A 15,627-nucleotide genomic window follows, 5' to 3' on the forward strand; every position below is an offset into this window, starting at 1 on the left:
CTGGATCGGGGACAGCGATGTCGAAGACTGTGCTGGTGACTGGCGCTTTCGGTTTGGTCGGACCGGAGACGGTTCGGCGATTCGCCGCCGACGGTTGGCATGTGGTTGCCACGGCTCACCGCAATGCCGACGAAGAATTTCCCGCTGGTGTCGAAACCCGGTGGGCTGACCTGACAGACCCCGCTCAGGTCGACCGCTTGGTGTCCGAGGTGTCACCCGTGGCGATCGTCCACCTGGCCGCCGTCATCCCGCCCTTGGTCTACCGTGACGCCAAACTCGCGCGCAGGGTAAACGTCGACGCGACGGCCGCGTTGGTCCGTGCCGCCGAGGCCCAACCGAATCCACCACGCTTCGTCCATGCGTCGAGCGCGGCCGTGTACGGCGGGCGCAATCCACATCGCTACCCCGAGCGGCTCTCGGTGGACACGCCACCCCGGCCAACCGAACTCTACGGTGCCCTCAAACTCGAAGCGGAGGAACTTGTACGGGCTTCGAGTCTGGACTGGGTGGTCTTGCGCCTCGGCGGCGTGCTCAGCGTCGACCCATCGGCCGCGTCGTTCAACTCCGACATGTTGTACTTCAGCAGTGCGCAGCCGAGAGACATCCGAGTGCACTGCATCGATACCCGGGACGTCGCAACGGCTTTCGCGGCGGCGGCCAAGGCGGACGTCGTCGGAGAGATCCTGTTGGTCGCCGGCGACGACTCGCTCCTGCTCCGCTTGGGGGAGATTGGACCCGCCATGGCCGCCGCTCAGGGCCTGCCCGGCCTGATTCCGGAGGGTCGCCCCGGCAACCCGGACGCCGACGACGAGGATTGGTATCTCAACGACTGGATGAACGTCAGCCGCGCGCAGCAGCTACTGAAATTCCAGCATCACTCGTGGCCCGACATGCTGGCAGAGGTGCGCGCTCAGAGCGGCTGGAAGCGCCACCCGCTGCGGCTCGTCGCACCATTGGCGCGTCAGTTCATCAAACGCCAAGCAGCGTATCGCAACGCTCCCGGCCAGTACGCCGACGTGCGGACAGCCCTTCGGGTCAGATTCGGCGAGACAACGCTTGATATCGCCTAGCCGACATGGGAGTGGCCGCACAGGAACCCTTGATCGAGGGCGGTCCCGCGAGTAGCGTTGTGTCGGCAATTACGAAACGATGGGTAGCGTAATTGCCTTCCCCGACGGATAAGGATTCGGTTCGATGCGCAGCCTGTACGCCGGCCTGCCCTTCACCACGTCCACACCAAAGATCGCCGCCGCGCTGGAAGACGTCAGCATCCCGACCCTGCTGCTGTCCCTGGTGCACATCACCGGCGATCCCCGCTTCATCCGTGACTTCAAGCAAATGGGTCTGTTCCTCAACGAAGTCCAGGGATTCATGTCCGAGGAGGACAAGGCCCGTGCGCGCGCCGAGGCCCTCCCGGTACTCGCGGATTACCGCGACCGTGGCTGCCCCGAACCAGCACCGCTGAGCACCGAACTCATCAGGGAAATGCTGGACTGGGCCGCGTGTGAGCACGTCGCCGACGACTACCTACCAATGGTCATCGAGGAGATGGACCTCGCCGGGGCCGACCCCCGCCGACCGGTCGCCCTGCCCGTCGACCTAGCGGCGGATATCCCGGTGGTCGTGATCGGGTGCGGCGAATCCGGCATCTTGGCCGGAATCCGGCTCAAACAAGCCAACATCCCGTTCACCATCGTGGAGAAGAACGCCGGCCCCGGCGGAACGTGGTGGGAGAACAGCTATCCCGGTGCCCGGGTCGACGTGGCAAACCATTTCTATTGCTACAGCTTCGAACCCAACAACGACTGGACGCATTTCTTCGCCGAGCAGCGTGAGCTACAGGACTACTTCACCGCGGTGATGAACAAGCACGACCTGCTCGAGCGGGTGCAGTGGAACACCGAGGTGCTTGCGGCCGAGTGGGACGACCGCGAAGGCATCTGGAGTGTGTCCGTGCGCCGCGCCGACGGTAAGACGAGCACGCTGCGCGCGCGGGCGGTCATCACCGCGGTCGGTCAGCTGAACCGCCCGCACATACCCGAATTCGAGGGCGCGGACACGTTCCAGGGTCCGTCGTTTCACTCCGCCGCGTGGGATCACTCCGTGGACTTGGCCGGCAAGCGGGTAGCCCTCGTCGGAGCCGGAGCCAGCGGCTTCCAGATCGCGCCCGCGATTGCCGAGGACGTCGCGCAACTGACGGTGTTCCAGCGCACCGCCCAGTGGATGTTCCCGAATCCGATGTATCACGACGAAGTCGGCGACGGCGTGCGCTGGGCGATGCGCCATCTGCCGTACTACGGCAGGTGGTACCGATTCTTGTTGCTCTGGCCCGGAGCCGACAAAGGGCTGGACGCCGCGCGCGCCGACCCGGACTACACCGACCAGCAATACGCGGTCAGCGACATCAACGCCGCCGCGCGAATGATGTTCACCCAGTGGATCAGCAGCCAGGTGACCGACGGCCCGGACTCAGATGAGCTGTTGGCCAAGGTGATGCCCGACTATCCCGCCACCGGCAAACGCACACTGCAGGACAACGGCAGCTGGCTGCGAACCCTGCAGCGGGACAACGTCGAACTGGTGCGCACACCGATCCAGCGGATAACGCCCGGCAGCATCGTGACCGAAGACGGCATGACACACGACGTCGATGTCATCGTGTACGCCACCGGATTCCGACACACCGATGTGCTGTGGCCGCTGAGAGTCGTCGGCCGCAACGGAATCGACCTGCGGAGCAGTTGGGGATCGCGTCCGTACGCTTATCTGGGCATCACCGTCCCTGGATTCCCCAACCTCTTCCTCATCTACGGGCCCGGAACGCATCTCGCGCATGGCGGCAGCCTGATCTTCCAGTCCGAACTCCAGATGCGCTACATCGACCAGTGTCTCAAGCGTCTCGCGAACGAAAATCTGCATTCGCTGGACCCCACCGCAGAGGCCGCAACCGCGTGGCATCAACGGACCCAGACCGAAATCAAGAAGATGGTGTGGTCACATCCCGCCGTCAAACACTCCTACTTCAAGAACGCCGACGGGGAGATCCACACCGTCAGCCCATGGCGCCTCAACGAGTACTGGGCCGCCGTCCGCGAGCCTGACTGGTCACAATTCATTGCGCGACAAAGGAAGTGAGCACGCCGTATGCGCACGGTTGTCATCGATGGGCCCGGCGCGGTTCGGGTCGAAACGCGGCCCGACCCCCAACTTCCCGGTCCCGACGGGGTGATCGTCGCGGTCACCGCATCCGCGATCTGCGGCTCCGATCTGCACTTCTACGAAGGCGAGTATCCCTTCGGCGAGCCGGTGGCGCTCGGACATGAAGCGATCGGGACCGTCGTCGACGCCGGCCCGCGGGTGCGCAGCGTCCGGGTCGGCGACCTGGTCATGGTGTCGGCCGTGGCTGGCTGCGGCGCTTGTCCAGGCTGCGCCACCCGTGACCCGGTCATGTGCTCTTCGGGCGTGCAGATCTTCGGCGGCGGGGTGCTGGGCGGCGCGCAGGCCGACCTGCTCGCCGTGCCCGCCGCGGACTTCCTGGTGCTCAAGATCCCCGAGGGGATCAGTACCGAACAAGCGCTGCTTTTGACCGACAACCTCGCCACGGGCTGGAGCGCGGCCAAGCGCGCCGACCTGCCGTTTGGCGGCACGGCCGCGGTGATCGGCCTGGGAGCGGTGGGCCTGTGCGCGCTGCGCAGCGCATTTGCGCAAGGCGCCGCACAGGTTTTCGCCGTCGACCGGGTCACCGGACGCTTGGAGCGGGCCGCTCAGTGGGGTGCCACGCCGGTCAAAACGCCTGCCGCGGAGGCCATTCTGGCCGCAACGGGCGGCCGGGGCGCCGACTCGGTGATTGACGCCGTCGGTACCGATGCCTCGATGACCGATGCGCTCAACGCGGTGCGGCCCGGCGGAACCGTCTCGGTTGTCGGTGTGCACGATCTGCACCCATTCCCATTCCCGGCGCTGGCAAGCCTGCTGCGCAGTATCACCCTGCGCATGACACTGGCGCCCGTGCCGCGTACCTGGCCTGAGTTGATACCGCTACTGCAGTCCGGGCGACTGGACGTCGATGGCGTCTTCACCACCACGCTGCCGTTGGACGAGGCGGCTAAGGGATACGCGACGGCGGGGTCACGATCGGGCGACAGCGTGAAGGTACTTTTGAAACCCTAAAGCCGGGTTGCGGTGATGTACTGCGACCGCATGAAACTGTCGATCTTCACGTCGACGTCCGGCGGCGTCATTCCATAGCCGGCCTGCAAATCCAGCGTGTTTCTTACGGGTTCAACCGTCCATCCGTGCGCGGCCAGCCATTCCGCCGGGTCGATCTTCGGCTCGTAGGTCAGCGCAGAGAAATCCACGTCGCCCGACATGTTGACCCCGGGATGGTCGGTCTCCAGCGCGGCAAGCTGATCGCGGTCCAACCGTGATCCCAACGCCCCCAAAGCGATTCGGCTGCCCGGCGCGCACAGTTCGCCTATCCGAGTGAACAGCGATGTCTGCGCCTCGTCGGTCAGGTACGGCAGCACTCCCTCCACCGACCAGGCGCTCGGTTGGTGCGGGTCGAACCCTGCGGCTTTCAACGTCGTTGGCCAGTCGGCGCGCAAATCGGCCGCGACCTCTCGCCTGCGAGCTTTGGGAGTGGCGCCCTGCTCGTCCAGCACCCGGGCTTTGAATTCCAGGACTTTCGGCAGGTCGATTTCGAAAACCGTTGTCGCCTCCGGCCATTCAAGCCGGTAAGCGCGAGAGTCAAGTCCGGCGGCGACGATCACCGCCTGTCGAATACCCGCCGTGCCCGCGGCGGAGAAGAAGTCGTCGAAGAACCTGGTTTGCACACCGTACAGACGGGGGAAGGCGGTCTCGTCTTCAGAGGATCCGGGATTGGCAAGAACGCCCAACAAGAATGGGTCGTGCGAAGCCTCGATGAAATACCTCGCGTACTCGTCGCGCACCAGCGGTTGATTACTCACCGCGTGCAATGCGCGCCACCCCGCCACCAGTAACGCGGTGTAGCCCACGCCACTGACAATGTCCCAGTTGTCGTCGTCGGATCGAAGCGATCCGAATTCAGGCGTCATCGGGCAGGGCACCTTCTTCCGTCACGGCCATGGCGCCAAACTACCCGCAGCAGCATCCTCAAAGCTCGAGCAGCACCGTTACCGGCCCGTCATTGACCAGTTCGACCTGCATGTTCGCGCCGAACACACCGGTTTCCACCTGCGCGCCCAACGCACGCAACGCCTCGGCGAACGCCGTCACCAGCGGCTCGGCGACGGCCGCCGGAGCCGCGGCATTCCACGACGGCCGGCGACCCTTCGCGGTGTCGGCGTAGAGCGTGAACTGGCTGATCACCAGAATCGGGGCGCTGACCGTGGCCGCAGACTGTTCTTCGGCGAGAATCCTTAACTGCCAGAGCTTTTCGGCAAGACGACGGGCCTTATCGGTGTCGTCGCTGTGCGTGACACCGACGAATGCCAGCAAGCCCTGACGGTCGGGCCGGATGGCGCCGACCACCTCGCCGTCCACCGACACCGACGCGGAGCAGACCCGTTGCACCAGAACCCGCATGGGGCTCGATGCTGCCAGGCCGGCCTTGAACTGTCTCGTTCTGGGTAAGCTGCGTGGATGTCTGTGCTGGTCGCGTTTTCCGTCACGCCGATGGGCGTGGGCGAAGGCGTAGGGGAGATAGTCGCCGAAGCGGTTCGGGTGGTTCGCAATTCGGGGCTGCCCAACAAGACGGATTCGATGTTCACGGTCATCGAAGGTGATACCTGGTCAGAGGTGATGGCGGTCGTGCAGCGCGCGGTGGAGGCGGTCGCCGCTCGTGCACCCCGGGTCAGCACGGTGATCAAGGCGGACTGGCGAGCCGGGGCCGTCGACGCGATGACGCACAAGGTGGAATCCGTCGAGCGTCACCTTCAATAGCGCGAGCAGACGCAAAATCGCCTGGATTCTCGGCGTGTCGGGTAATTTTGCGTCTGCTCGCCACAACTACTGCACGGCCGCCCGGAACGCTTGCTCGGCCTCATCGCCGTGCACGGCGAAGACGACCCGCTCCAGCGAACTTGCCTGATGCCGCCGTACGGCGTCGACCATCAGCGACGCCGCCTCCTCGAGCGGGAAGCCGCCGACGCCGGTGCCGAAAGCAACCAGCGCGAGGGACCGGCAACCGAGATCGTCGGCCTTGCGCAGGGTGGCCGCGGTGGCGCTGCTGATGATCTCCGCCGAAGTCGGGCCGCCGAGTTCCATCGTCGCCGCGTGGATCACGTAACGCGCCGGCATGTCGCCGGCGGTGGTCTCGACCGCCTTACCCAACCCGATAGGCGCCTTCTCGTTCGATTCACGCTGCAGGTCGGGACCACCGGCCCGAGCGATCGCCGCAGCCACACCACCGCCGTGCCGTAACTGGGTATTGGCCGCGTTGGCGATCGCGTCGACCTCGAGTTTGGTCACGTCAGCCTGCAATACCTCTAACTCGATCATCTACACATTGTGGCGCAGGGCTCGCCTGACTGGCCGAACGTGGGAGATGGTCGATGCGTAGGCTCATGCCGGTGAGTGCACGCGCGGGCATCGTGGTCACCGGAACCGAAGTCCTCACCGGACGGGTCCAAGACAGAAATGGTCCCTGGATCGCCGATCGACTGCTGGAGCTCGGCGTCGAACTGGCGCACATCACCATCTGCGGCGACCGCCCTACCGACATCGAGGCGCAGCTGCGGTTCATGGCCGACCAGGGCGTGGACCTGATCGTCACCAGCGGCGGTCTGGGCCCGACGGCCGACGACATGACTGTCGAGGTGGTGACCCGCTTTTGTGGGCGCGAGCTGGTGCTCGACGAAGAGGTTGAGAACAAGATCGCCGATATTCTGAAGAGACTGATGGCGCGTAACCCCGCCTTCCAATCCGCTTTGGACCCCGGCACTTTCGAGTCGGTCCGCGCCGCCAACCGCAAGCAGGCCATGATCCCCGCCGGGGCGGTGGTCATTGACCCGGTGGGCACCGCGCCCGGTGTGGTGGTGCCCGGAAAGCCCGCCGTGATAGTGCTGCCGGGGCCGCCGCGCGAGCTACAGCCCATGTGGCACCAGGCCATCGAAACACCGGCCGCACAGGAGGCCATCGAAGGCCGGACCGTCTACCGGCAGGAAACCCTGCGCATGTTCGGGCTGCCCGAGTCGGGCCTGGCTGAGACACTGCGCGCTGCCGAACATGCCGTCCCCGGGTTCGGACGGCTGGAGATCACCACTTGTCTGCGGCGCGGGGAGATCGAGATGGTGACCCGCTACGAACCCGACGCCGCCGACACGTACGCCCAGCTGACGCAGCTGCTGCGGGACAAGCACGGACACCAGCTCTACTCCGAAGATGGTTCGCACGTCGACGATCTGGTGGCGCGATTGCTGGTCGGCCGGCGGATCGCCACCGCGGAATCCTGCACGGCGGGGCTGCTGGCGGCGCGGCTCACCGACCGGGCCGGCTCGTCGGAGTACGTGATGGGCGGCGTGGTCAGTTACTCCAACGAGGCGAAAGCCGAGCTGCTCGGGGTGGACCCGACGCTGATCGCCGAGCATGGTGCGGTGTCCGAGCCAGTGGCCGAGGCGATGGCCACCGGCGCGCTGCACCACTTCGGCGCCGACACCGCCGTCGCGATCACCGGAATCGCCGGACCCGGCGGGGGTACGCCGGAAAAGCCGGTCGGAACGGTCTGTTTCACCGTGGCGCTGGCCGAGGGCACGACGGACACGCGAACGTTAAGGCTGCCTGGGAACCGCTCCGACGTCCGTGAGCGCTCGACGACGGTGGCGATGCACCTGCTGCGGCGGGCCCTCATAGGCACCGAATCCGGCTAGATCACCCGAGTTACGTTGTGGCATAAGCCCTTCAATGCGCGCGGTCGACGATGACCGTTTGTCTGGCATCTTGATGCCTCACACAGATGCTAAGATGTCAGAAATGCGGACAACGATCAGAATCGACGACGAGCTCTACCGCAAGGTGAAGACGCAGGCGGCTCGTTCGGGGCGCACGGTGGCAGCTGTTCTCGAAGACGCGGTGCGGCGTGGTCTCAACCCGCCAGGGGAGCGCAGTGGTGCCCGTTACGTGGTGCCATCGACGGGCAAGGGAGGACTTCGCCCGGGGGTGGATCTCACGTCCAACGCCGCTGTCGCCGAGACGATGGACGAGGGCATGTCAGTCGATGTTATGCGTTGACGTCAACGTTCTTGTCTATGCGCACCGGCAGGACCTCCCAGAACATTCGGACTATCGGCGACTGCTCGAGCGATTGGCCAACGACGACCAACCTCTGGGTTTACCGGATCTCACACTCCTCGGGTTCCTACGGGTCATGACCAACCGGCGGATCTTCACCGAGCCGACGAGTCTGGAAGAAGCGTGGAGCGCAGTCGACGCATTGCTCGCCGCACCCGCGGCCATGCAACTTGTTGCAGGAGAGCGTCACTGGGGATTGTTTCGACAGCTTGCAGGCGAGATCAATGCCCGTGGAAATGACATCGCCGACGCATATTTGGCCGCATTCGCGGTGGAAAATAACGCGACCTGGCTCAGCGCCGATCGCGGCTTTGCACGTTTCCACCGCCTGCGGTGGAGTCATCCGCTGGAGCTGGAAAGCTGAGACCCGCACACTGAGCGGTCAGCTAGCTCTTCACTTCCGTTGGGAGAAAAGCACTTTCCGTCGTACCGAAGCGGATTCCGGTGGCGTCCTTGCCGATCAGCGTCAGCACTGCGACGGCGAGCAGCACCGGCACGATCGTCGCGGCCAGGGCGAAGGGGTAGCCGTGCGACTCGGCCAGGTGTTCCTGGATGGGCAGGTTGAACGCCGCCAGTAGGTTTCCGAGCTGGTAGGTCACGCCGGGGTAGAGGCCGCGGATCGCGTCGGGCGACATCTCGGTCAGGTGAGCGGGGATCACGCCCCAGGCTCCCTGCACGCAGAGTTGCATCAGGAACGAACCGAGGCACAGCATCGCCGCGCTCCGCGAGAACGCGAACAGGGGCACGATCGGCAGACCCAGCAGCGCACAGAAGACGACGGTGTAGCGGCGGCTGAACCGCTCAGAGAGGGTGCCGAACACCAGCCCGCCGATGATGGCTCCGATGTTGTAGACGACCACGATGCACTTGACCGTCGAGCTGGCCAGACCGGCACCATGGTTGGCCGTCGCCCCCAGGAACGTCGGGTAGACGTCCTGCGTGCCGTGGCTCATCCAGTTGAAAGCGGTCATCAGCAACACCAGGTAGAAAAAGCGGCGGACGACGGCGCCGCTGCCCAGCACGTCGCGAATCTTGGTCCTGGTCAGCCGCAGCCGGTCCTGGGCGGCCTCCCACACCTCGGACTCCTGCACCCGATACCGGATGATCAGGCTGATCAGGGCCGGAACGATGGACAAGCCGAACAGCCAGCGCCACGACAAATGCAGCCAGTCCATCACGACCAGCGCTGCCACGCTCGCGAGCAGATAGCCGAACGCATAGCCCTCCTGCAGCAGGCCGGAGAAAAACCCGCGCCGCTCCACCGGCACCTTCTCCATTGCGAGCGCGGCGCCCAGCCCCCATTCGCCGCCCATCCCGATGCCGTACAGCAGCCGCAGAATCACCAGCACCGTGAAATTCGGCGCGAACGCGCACAGGAACCCGACCAGCGAGTAGAAGATCACGTCGACCATCAGCGGCAGACGCCGGCCGACCCGGTCGGCCCACAGCCCGAACAGCAGTGCGCCCACCGGACGCATCATCAGCGTGGCGGTGGTCAGGAACGCGACTTCGGCCTTGCTGTGGTGGAACGTCTTTGCGATATCGGCGTAGACGAAAACCACGATGAAGTAGTCGAAGGCGTCCATCGTCCAACCCAGCATCGCCGCGACGAATGAGTTCCGCTGATCGCCGGTGAGCTTCTGAGAACTTGTCACGTCAGCATCGTGGCGTAGCGGGCGCGCTGGCGCGAGTTGATTGACCACGCGGTCCGCGGGAGTAAGTTCCCGGTCTATGCGGATCATCGATGCCGATGGACATGTCGCCGAGAACTCTTCCCTGGCGACCGAAGCGATCAGACGCTGGCCAGATCACGTCAAACCCAGCACCGACAAGCGCATGCGGTTGATGTTCGAAGGCCGCAACTACCCCGAAGACGAAGGCCCCGGAGCCGGCTGTCCGCCCGAACACGGGATCACCAAGGCACCCGAAGTCAACTGCAGGACGGCACAGGGTGTGGTGGGCGACGCCGACCGCGACCACATCGACACCATGGTGCTGTATCCCAGCCTCGGCCTGTGCGTGCCCAGCCTCCAAGATCCTGATTTTGCAGCGGGATTCGCCCGTCTGTACAACCAGTGGATCGCCGACTACTGTGCGCCGACCAATGGGCGCCTGCGCGGTGTCGCCGTGACGCCGGTGGAACACGGGCAGGTGGCCATCGACATCATGCGCGAGGCCAAAGACCTGGGGCTGGTCGCGACCCTGGTCCCGCCGGCACTCAAGACCCGCAACCTCGACCACCCCGACCTCGACCCGTTCTACGCCGCCGCCGTAGAACTGCAGATGCCGCTCGGCATTCACGGCGCACCCGGGATTCACCTGCCGAAGATCGGCGTGGACCGGTTCACCAATTACATCCAGGTGCACTGCATCAGCTTTCCGTTCGACCAGATGACCGCAATGACCGCGCTGGTCTCCGGCGGCGTATTCGAACGGCATCCGCAGTTGCGGGTCGCGTTCCTCGAGGCCGGTGCCGGCTGGGTCCCGTTCTTCATCGATCGGCTGCACGAGCACTACGAGAAGCGCGGCGATTGGGTCGAACGGGGCTGGCGCAGGGACCCCCACGAATATCTGGCGGCCGGCAACATCTGGGTCACCTGCGAACCGGAGGAGCCGATCCTGCCCGGCGTAATCGATGTGCTTGGCGCCGATTTCATCATGTTCGCCAGCGACTACCCGCATTGGGACGGCGAGTGGCCGGAAAGCACCAAGCACCTGCGCACCCGCACCGATATCAGCGAAGAAGCTCGCGAAAAGATCGGCGGCAGCAACGCGCAGCGCTTCTATAACCTCAATTGACCGGGCGCGTGCGAAGATCGGCCGATGGGGCCCTTCCTACTGCGCGCCGCATTGACCGGATTCGCCCTATGGGTGGTCACTCTGTTCGTCAAAGGGGTGCACTTTGTCGGCGGCGACACCAAATTGGAGAAGCTCGGCATCATCTTCGTGGTAGCGGTGATCTTCGGTTTGGTCAACGCATTCGTCAAACCCGTAGTGCAGATCATGTCGATTCCGATGTACATCGTGACGCTCGGCCTTTTCCATGTCGTCATCAACGGGTTCATGCTGTGGCTCACCGCCTGGATCACTCGCCACACCACCGGGTGGGGATTGCAGGTCGACCACTTCTGGTGGGATGCGATCTGGGCTGCCATCCTGTTGTCGATCGTGAGCTGGATCCTTTCGCTGATCGGTCGCCGGGTAAGCCGCAGCAGGCAATAACCCTCAAGAAACCCTCAAGAGCTATTGCCCCCGCCACTGCGGCGGTCGCTTCTCCGCGAAGGCGCGCGGCCCCTCTTTGGCGTCCTCGGTAGCAAAGATCCGATCGCTGTGCCGGGTCTCGTTGTCGTACGCGGCGCTGAGCTCAAGGGACAGCGCCTCGATGGCGGACTGCTTGGTCGCTGAAACCGCCAGTGGCGCATTGGCCGCGATGCGCCCGGCATAGTTATAAGCGGCATCCATCAGCCGGTCCGACGGGACCACCCGATTCAGCAAGCCCATCTCCAGCGCCCGCTGCGCATCGACCATGTCGGCGGTCAGCAGCAACTCCATAGCCAGGGCGTACGGGATCTGACGCGGCAACCGAACCGTGGTGCCTCCCCCGGCGAACAAGCCACGCTTGGGCTCCATCACCGCGAATCGCGCCTCGGGCACAGCCACCCGGATATCAGTGGAACCGAGCATCTCGAAACCGCCGGCGACGCAGGTCCCGTTCACCGCGGCCACGATCGGCTTGTACACCGGGCATCGGTGCAGCACCGCATGGATCGCGTCCTCCTTGTTCCAACCCTCGGGCTGAGGCAGGTCACCGGTCAGTTCCGGAATGAATTTCTTGAGATCGGCACCGGTGCAGAAATCCCGCCCGACGCCGGTGATCACCGCGACCCAAGCCTCCGAATCGTCGCGGAAGGCGGCCCACGCACGGGCCAAATCGCGGAAATGTTCCATGTCCAGCGAATTGCGGGTCTCGGGGCGGTTGATTGTGATGGTGACGATGTGGGCGTCCAGCACATAGTCGATGCTCACAGCGTTTTCCTTTCCGAATTCGGTCACCGACATCACTGGTTGTCAGTTCTTGTTACACATATGCTTAGCAACACCCGTAAAACGGGAATACCTTTCCAATGAAGACACGCCGCTGGCGGCCCTTCCGGCACTCCGGAAGACGTCAGCTACCCGCACAGTCACCAGAACGCGACGACGGGAATTTGCTCAGGATGGACGCTGGTGCGATCGAAACGTTCTCCGGGTCCTCGAACGCCCGTCCAGGTCCCCATTTCGGAGACACCCATAGCGGATTGCGCTCCTTCACCGAATGCAGCGGCTCGGCGGTGGTCGTGCACGTCGGCGGCGACATCGACGCCAGCAACGAGGGCTGCTGGCAGCGCCTGGTCAGCCGGAGTGCTTCGATCGCCATCGCGCCGGGCCCGATCGTGATCGACGTGCGTGACCTGGAATTCATGGGCTCGTGTGGCTATGCCGTCTTGGCCCGGGAGGCCGAGCAGTGCCAGCGGCGCGGCGTCAGTCTGCGGCTTGTCAGCAGCCAGCCGGTGGTGGCCCGGACCATCGCCGCATGCGGACTGCATCGCTTGCTGCCGATGTACTCCTCGGTTGACACCGCCCTTTCGCCCAGCGACTAGCCGCCCACCAGATCCACTACCTCGCGCGCGCATCCCCACGACAATGTCACGCCATTGCTGCTGTGACCGTAATTGTGAATGCATCGCGACCGGCCGAGCGGCTCAGCCTCCACGCGTACCGCCGGACGGTCGGGGCGTAGCCCGGTGATGGTCTCGATCACCTCCGCTTCGCCGAGCCGCGGCTGAATTCGACGGCAGCGTTCGACGATGCGCTCGGTCACCGCCGGGTCGGGGGTGAGGTCCCACCGGTCGGCGATACTGATGCCGCCGCACACCACCCGCTGCGGATGGGGGAAATAGCAGGTCCACTCCGAGCCGCTGTCGATTTGCAGAAATAGTTGCTGCAGGCCGGGATTGGTCAGTACGACGTGCTGGCCGAATAGCGGCCGAACTGTATCGTCGCCGGTCAGCGCCCCGGCGGCCAGGCCGGTGCAGTTGACCACGATCGGCGCCGCGTCGGCGGCCTCGGCCAGCGAGCGCACTGGGTGGATCTCGATCTCGCAGCCGGCCGCGGTCAGCCTCTTAATCAGGTAATCCAGGTATCGAGGCATGTCGATCATCGGCATGGTGGCGTGAAACCCGGCGGGGAAGCCCCCGGGTATCTCGGCCGGATCGGCCGGTCGCAGGTCTGGGACCAACTCGGCCGACGACGACATCGCGTCGGACCGGGTTAAGTCGCCGACGATCAGCGCCGGTGCCATCTGCACTCCGGTGGCAGGGTCTTGGGCCAGCTCGCGAAACACCTGCAAGGAGTGCGCGGTCCAGGCCAGCGTCTGGCTAGCACGTTCACCCGGGCGCGGGGGAGCCCATACCGCGCCCGCCACCACGGACGTCGTCTGCCTGGGCATCTCGGTGGCCCATATTCGCACCGGCCAGCCCGCTTCGGCCAGGCACACCGCCGACGTCAATCCGCTGACTCCGGCGCCGACCACGACCACCTGCTGGCTGGTCGTCATGAGTTCGTCAGGACCCGCGGACTACGGTACGTGCTGGCCGTTGGGGGCGAGCAGCCCGTTAAGGATGCCCAGGTTGTTTTGCAGCTGGGCCCCTGCGACCGGTCCGGGCACCTCTCCGGGAGGGGCGCCACCGGTGTTCTGCCAGGGCTGGCACCCGCTGGTCTTGAACGCTTTGTCGCTCGCCTCGATCTGCACCACCTGTGGCTTTTTGCTCATGGCGTTGTCGATGAGGTTGCCGTCCGGGTTTCCGGTCCGCTTCCAATAACACACACCGTTGCCGACCGGCCCCGCCGAACTGTAAGTGCCAGGCATGATGTCTTTGCCAACCACATAGATGCCGTCGTGGTCGATGCTCGTCTTCGGTCCACCAGGTGGGGGTGCGGCTACCGTCGCGGGCCCGGGTGCGGTTGGCGTCCCCGGTGCCGGCACGACTGACGGGCCCGGCCCGGGTGCAGCCGACGGCGGCGGCCCCGGCGGGGCACCTCGGGAAGGCCCGGGCGTTGGCGTCGGCCCCGGATCCGCGGCGGCAATATACCCAGTGCCGGCGCAGGCAGCCCAACCCGCGATCATCAGACCGGCGGCGACGAACCTCGTCGCTACGGCTGCGGACTTGAACCCCATGGGAAGAAGATTACCGGGCTGAAAAGCCAATTTCGAATCTTTCGATCACCAGCCAGTCACAACCAGGCCAAACATTGCACGCGCCCAAAGCGGGTGACTCCCGCGTCGTCGTCGAACCGGCCGGGTTCGACGGAAACGACCGTCACGACGGCGCGGCGGCACGGGGAGCGATGGTCGTTTTCGTCGGCAGCGGGATGGGTATCCAAGCCAAAACGAAAAGGCGGATCGGTCCAGTGACTTACGCGCTCAATCACGTTGCACCGCAGTGGGATTGCAGTTCGGCCGTCGCCGTCAGCAGAAATGGAGGGGCACGATGCTGTGGCTCGCATGTGTGTTGGCAGTAATCGGCGTGGTGCTGTTCGTGGCGGGTCTTGTGCTCTTCGCCAACGGCTCCGGAGTGGCGCCGCATCGCCGTACGTCGTCCGACCCCACCGGAGTCAGACGGGCCGCCACCCGGGTGGCCTGGCCGGATCTGTTTCGGGGGATGCGGAGATGCGTCACGGTCATGCGCGACGAGTCCGCGAATCGCAGCGACCGACTGGCAGCGGGCGGGTCACTCCTGGTGCTGGCGGCCATTGTGGCGGGATTCGTCGCCCTGCTGGCGCTGGTAGCCGCGCTCGTGTGAGACAGCGCGAAAGCTACGCCAACCGCTGCACCTGCCCGGCATAGCCGAGGGCGTGCTCGTAAGTCTTGAGGTTGTCGCGCGAGATCTTGGCGTGCACCGGGCGTTCCAACAAGAAGCGCAGCACCGGGTTGTAGGCGTGGTACGTCTCGTGGAAGGTCAGCACCGTGCTGCCGTCCGGCTGTTCTTCGAGTTCGTGATAGCCCTCGGCACGCGACCACAGTGGCGCACCGACCGCCACATATCGCGACAGCTTGTGCAGCTTCGCCTCGGTCACGGTCTCCCAGGACCGGCCCTTGCCTCCGGACAGCAGATACTTGGGCACTTCGAAGATGCAGGTGCGGACCAGGCCCTCGCCGGCCTCGTCGCCCTCGTTGAGGATTTCCATGCTTCCCGTCGGCCACTTGAGGACCCGCGGCCGCGGCGAGTTGGGCGGCGCCGGCGGATGCAGCACCCGCCATACCTTTTCCGGGGGTGCATCGACGTGGAAGCGCACTGTGTAGGACTGCATCGGCCTTCT

General features: G+C 65.1%; 18 protein-coding genes and 1 pseudogene. 11 read left to right on the forward strand and 8 right to left on the reverse strand.

What is annotated here, in order from left to right:
* Nucleotides 1-17: 17 nt before the first annotated feature.
* The 3 genes from A9W99_RS20425 to A9W99_RS20435 all read left to right on the forward strand — a co-directional run bounded on the left by A9W99_RS20425 (nucleotide 18) and on the right by A9W99_RS20435 (nucleotide 4,170).
* Nucleotides 18-1,070: an NAD(P)-dependent oxidoreductase gene (locus tag A9W99_RS20425; protein WP_067382367.1), complete on the forward strand. Its 1,053-nt coding sequence runs from the start codon at nucleotides 18-20 to the stop codon at nucleotides 1,068-1,070.
* 124 nt (nucleotides 1,071-1,194) lie between these two features.
* A complete protein-coding gene (locus tag A9W99_RS20430) occupies nucleotides 1,195-3,135 on the forward strand; it encodes an NAD(P)/FAD-dependent oxidoreductase (RefSeq protein ID WP_067382369.1) in 1,941 nt (646 codons plus the stop codon).
* Nucleotides 3,136-3,144: 9 nt separating this feature from the next.
* A complete protein-coding gene (locus tag A9W99_RS20435) occupies nucleotides 3,145-4,170 on the forward strand; it encodes a zinc-binding dehydrogenase (RefSeq protein WP_067382371.1) in 1,026 nt (341 codons plus the stop codon).
* On the opposite strand, the gene A9W99_RS20440 is transcribed toward A9W99_RS20435, so the two are convergent.
* Together A9W99_RS20440 and dtd are read right to left on the reverse strand one after the other, a co-directional pair.
* On the reverse strand, nucleotides 4,167-5,075 hold the full coding sequence (locus A9W99_RS20440; protein ID WP_067382374.1) for a class I SAM-dependent methyltransferase: 909 nt from the start codon (nucleotides 5,073-5,075) through the stop codon (nucleotides 4,167-4,169). The two genes, A9W99_RS20435 and A9W99_RS20440, sit on opposite strands and share 4 nt — an antisense overlap.
* A 58-nt stretch (nucleotides 5,076-5,133) precedes the next feature.
* Nucleotides 5,134-5,565 (reverse strand): D-aminoacyl-tRNA deacylase, encoded by a 432-nt coding sequence (gene dtd, locus A9W99_RS20445; RefSeq protein WP_067382377.1) that lies wholly within the window; start codon nucleotides 5,563-5,565, stop codon nucleotides 5,134-5,136.
* Between the two features lie 57 nt (nucleotides 5,566-5,622).
* On the opposite strand from dtd, the gene A9W99_RS20450 reads away from it, so the two are divergent.
* Nucleotides 5,623-5,922, forward strand: a complete 300-nt coding sequence (locus A9W99_RS20450) for an MTH1187 family thiamine-binding protein (RefSeq protein WP_067382379.1) — start codon at nucleotides 5,623-5,625, stop codon at nucleotides 5,920-5,922.
* A 66-nt stretch (nucleotides 5,923-5,988) separates the two neighbouring features.
* Here A9W99_RS20450 and A9W99_RS20455 read toward each other — a convergent pair whose 3' ends face one another.
* Nucleotides 5,989-6,480: a macro domain-containing protein gene (locus tag A9W99_RS20455; RefSeq protein ID WP_067382382.1), complete on the reverse strand. Its 492-nt coding sequence runs from the start codon at nucleotides 6,478-6,480 to the stop codon at nucleotides 5,989-5,991.
* A 65-nt stretch (nucleotides 6,481-6,545) separates the two neighbouring features.
* Between A9W99_RS20455 and A9W99_RS20460 the strand changes: the two genes are divergently transcribed.
* From A9W99_RS20460 to A9W99_RS20470, 3 genes are all read left to right on the forward strand, one after another.
* Nucleotides 6,546-7,847, forward strand: a complete 1,302-nt coding sequence (locus tag A9W99_RS20460; RefSeq protein ID WP_067382385.1) for a competence/damage-inducible protein A — start codon at nucleotides 6,546-6,548, stop codon at nucleotides 7,845-7,847.
* A 103-nt stretch (nucleotides 7,848-7,950) separates the two neighbouring features.
* Complete coding sequence (locus A9W99_RS20465; RefSeq protein ID WP_067382467.1) at nucleotides 7,951-8,208, forward strand: ribbon-helix-helix domain-containing protein; 258 nt, start codon at nucleotides 7,951-7,953, stop codon at nucleotides 8,206-8,208.
* Nucleotides 8,195-8,632: a type II toxin-antitoxin system VapC family toxin gene (locus A9W99_RS20470; protein WP_067382387.1), complete on the forward strand. Its 438-nt coding sequence runs from the start codon at nucleotides 8,195-8,197 to the stop codon at nucleotides 8,630-8,632. The genes A9W99_RS20465 and A9W99_RS20470 overlap by 14 nt, the downstream gene beginning before the upstream one ends.
* A 22-nt stretch (nucleotides 8,633-8,654) precedes the next feature.
* Here A9W99_RS20470 and A9W99_RS20475 read toward each other — a convergent pair whose 3' ends face one another.
* Entirely contained in the window at nucleotides 8,655-9,869 is a 1,215-nt protein-coding gene (locus A9W99_RS20475; protein WP_067382470.1) for an MFS transporter, read from the reverse strand.
* Nucleotides 9,870-9,999: 130 nt separating this feature from the next.
* Between A9W99_RS20475 and A9W99_RS20480 the strand changes: the two genes are divergently transcribed.
* Entirely contained in the window at nucleotides 10,000-11,067 is a 1,068-nt protein-coding gene (locus A9W99_RS20480) for an amidohydrolase family protein (protein WP_067382390.1), read from the forward strand.
* A gap of 24 nt (nucleotides 11,068-11,091) precedes the next feature.
* Complete coding sequence (locus A9W99_RS20485) at nucleotides 11,092-11,490, forward strand: phage holin family protein (protein WP_067382393.1); 399 nt, start codon at nucleotides 11,092-11,094, stop codon at nucleotides 11,488-11,490.
* Nucleotides 11,491-11,511: 21 nt separating this feature from the next.
* On the opposite strand, the gene A9W99_RS20490 is transcribed toward A9W99_RS20485, so the two are convergent.
* Nucleotides 11,512-12,294, reverse strand: coding sequence for an enoyl-CoA hydratase/isomerase family protein (locus tag A9W99_RS20490; RefSeq protein ID WP_067382473.1), 783 nt, complete (start codon nucleotides 12,292-12,294; stop codon nucleotides 11,512-11,514).
* 191 nt (nucleotides 12,295-12,485) lie between these two features.
* Here A9W99_RS20490 and A9W99_RS20495 point away from each other — a divergent pair, with 191 nt between their 5' ends.
* The gene (locus A9W99_RS20495; protein WP_067382394.1) at nucleotides 12,486-12,908 is read left to right on the forward strand and encodes an anti-sigma factor antagonist; all 423 of its coding nucleotides are present in this window, start codon (nucleotides 12,486-12,488) and stop codon (nucleotides 12,906-12,908) included.
* Here the strand turns inward: A9W99_RS20495 and A9W99_RS20500 are convergent.
* Both A9W99_RS20500 and A9W99_RS27395 read right to left on the reverse strand, forming a co-directional pair.
* Complete coding sequence (locus tag A9W99_RS20500) at nucleotides 12,905-13,864, reverse strand: FAD-dependent oxidoreductase (protein WP_067382397.1); 960 nt, start codon at nucleotides 13,862-13,864, stop codon at nucleotides 12,905-12,907. The two genes, A9W99_RS20495 and A9W99_RS20500, sit on opposite strands and share 4 nt — an antisense overlap.
* A 21-nt stretch (nucleotides 13,865-13,885) precedes the next feature.
* Nucleotides 13,886-14,227, reverse strand: a pseudogene (locus tag A9W99_RS27395) (hypothetical protein); the annotation flags it as partial.
* A 571-nt stretch (nucleotides 14,228-14,798) separates the two neighbouring features.
* Between A9W99_RS27395 and A9W99_RS20510 the strand changes: the two are divergent.
* Nucleotides 14,799-15,110 carry a hypothetical protein gene (locus A9W99_RS20510; RefSeq protein WP_067382403.1) on the forward strand — a complete coding sequence of 104 codons (312 nt, stop codon included), beginning with the start codon at nucleotides 14,799-14,801 and terminating at the stop codon, nucleotides 15,108-15,110.
* 13 nt (nucleotides 15,111-15,123) lie between these two features.
* On the opposite strand, the gene A9W99_RS20515 is transcribed toward A9W99_RS20510, so the two are convergent.
* On the reverse strand, nucleotides 15,124-15,618 hold the full coding sequence (locus A9W99_RS20515; protein ID WP_067382406.1) for an SRPBCC family protein: 495 nt from the start codon (nucleotides 15,616-15,618) through the stop codon (nucleotides 15,124-15,126).
* Nucleotides 15,619-15,627: the final 9 nt, after the last annotated feature.

The sequence above is a fragment of the Mycobacterium sp. 1164966.3 genome, from assembly GCF_001665395.1.
Lineage (GTDB): Bacteria > Actinomycetota > Actinomycetes > Mycobacteriales > Mycobacteriaceae > Mycobacterium.

Excerpts from the sequence above, each read along its gene's own strand:
- A9W99_RS20515 (WP_067382406.1), bottom strand. The coding sequence starts at position 15,618 with ATGCAGTCCTACACAGTGCGCTTCCACGTCGATGCACCCCCGGAAAAG.
- A9W99_RS20465 (WP_067382467.1), top strand. The coding sequence starts at position 7,951 with ATGCGGACAACGATCAGAATCGACGACGAGCTCTACCGCAAGGTGAAG.
- A9W99_RS20475 (WP_067382470.1), bottom strand. The coding sequence starts at position 9,869 with ATGCTGGGTTGGACGATGGACGCCTTCGACTACTTCATCGTGGTTTTC.
- A9W99_RS20470 (WP_067382387.1), top strand. The coding sequence starts at position 8,195 with ATGTTATGCGTTGACGTCAACGTTCTTGTCTATGCGCACCGGCAGGAC.
- A9W99_RS20425 (WP_067382367.1), top strand. The coding sequence starts at position 18 with ATGTCGAAGACTGTGCTGGTGACTGGCGCTTTCGGTTTGGTCGGACCG.
- A9W99_RS20480 (WP_067382390.1), top strand. The coding sequence starts at position 10,000 with ATGCGGATCATCGATGCCGATGGACATGTCGCCGAGAACTCTTCCCTG.
- A9W99_RS20495 (WP_067382394.1), top strand. The coding sequence starts at position 12,486 with ATGGACGCTGGTGCGATCGAAACGTTCTCCGGGTCCTCGAACGCCCGT.
- A9W99_RS20435 (WP_067382371.1), top strand. The coding sequence starts at position 3,145 with ATGCGCACGGTTGTCATCGATGGGCCCGGCGCGGTTCGGGTCGAAACG.
- A9W99_RS20440 (WP_067382374.1), bottom strand. The coding sequence starts at position 5,075 with ATGACGCCTGAATTCGGATCGCTTCGATCCGACGACGACAACTGGGAC.
- A9W99_RS20510 (WP_067382403.1), top strand. The coding sequence starts at position 14,799 with ATGCTGTGGCTCGCATGTGTGTTGGCAGTAATCGGCGTGGTGCTGTTC.
- A9W99_RS20460 (WP_067382385.1), top strand. The coding sequence starts at position 6,546 with ATGCCGGTGAGTGCACGCGCGGGCATCGTGGTCACCGGAACCGAAGTC.
- A9W99_RS20450 (WP_067382379.1), top strand. The coding sequence starts at position 5,623 with ATGTCTGTGCTGGTCGCGTTTTCCGTCACGCCGATGGGCGTGGGCGAA.
- A9W99_RS20485 (WP_067382393.1), top strand. The coding sequence starts at position 11,092 with ATGGGGCCCTTCCTACTGCGCGCCGCATTGACCGGATTCGCCCTATGG.
- A9W99_RS20430 (WP_067382369.1), top strand. The coding sequence starts at position 1,195 with ATGCGCAGCCTGTACGCCGGCCTGCCCTTCACCACGTCCACACCAAAG.
- A9W99_RS20455 (WP_067382382.1), bottom strand. The coding sequence starts at position 6,480 with ATGATCGAGTTAGAGGTATTGCAGGCTGACGTGACCAAACTCGAGGTC.
- A9W99_RS20500 (WP_067382397.1), bottom strand. The coding sequence starts at position 13,864 with ATGACGACCAGCCAGCAGGTGGTCGTGGTCGGCGCCGGAGTCAGCGGA.
- dtd (WP_067382377.1), bottom strand. The coding sequence starts at position 5,565 with ATGCGGGTTCTGGTGCAACGGGTCTGCTCCGCGTCGGTGTCGGTGGAC.